The 663-nt window shown below is 65.0% G+C and carries 1 pseudogene; it reads left to right on the top strand.

Annotation, left to right across the window (positions count from 1 at the left end):
- Positions 1 to 48: 48 nt before the first annotated feature.
- A pseudogene (locus tag EN984_RS36755) lies at positions 49 to 663 on the top strand (flagellar motor switch protein FliG); the annotation flags it as partial.

Here is a 663-nt window from a genome sequence, read left to right on the forward strand (position 1 = left end):
CCTAGACATGGTTTGCGGGGCTTGCCGGTGGCAGCGGAGGCGAGTGGCATGACGACGCCGGTGACCTTGACCCGCGCGAAGAAGGCGGCCGCCATACTTGTGGCGATGGGCAAGCCGTCGGCCAGCCGCCTGCTGAAATTCTTCAAGCAGGAAGAACTGAAGGCCCTGATCGAGGGCGCCCGCCTGCTGCGGACGATTCCGCAAAGCGATCTTGAGCGCATCGTCGCCGAGTTCGAGGCCGAGTTCACGGAAGGGGCGGGATTGCTCGATTCCGCCGACAGGATGGACACCATCCTCAACGAATCGCTCTCGCCCGAAGAGATGAGCGCGATCATGGGCGACAAGAAATTCGAGGTCGCACCGGAAGGCCCGCCGCCGATCTGGCCCGAACTCGAAAAGCTCGAACCGGCGCGGCTTGGTGCCTTCCTGGCCGGCGAGCATCCGCAGACGGCGGCCATGGTGTTGTCGAAGCTGGCGCCGCAGGTGGCGGCCAACGTGCTGCTGACACTGACCAAGCCGATGCGTGGAGAAATCATCAAGCGCATGGTGACGATGGCCAATGTTCCCGACGCTGCCGCCAGGATCGTCGAAAACCGGCTGCGCGCCAGCGTGCTGGCGGAAACCTCGACCAAGGACACCTCGGCCGGGCAGGCGCGTGTCGCC

Origin of the sequence: Mesorhizobium sp. M7A.F.Ca.CA.004.12.1.1, from assembly GCF_003997835.1 — a bacterium.
Taxonomy (GTDB): Bacteria; Pseudomonadota; Alphaproteobacteria; order Rhizobiales; family Rhizobiaceae; genus Mesorhizobium.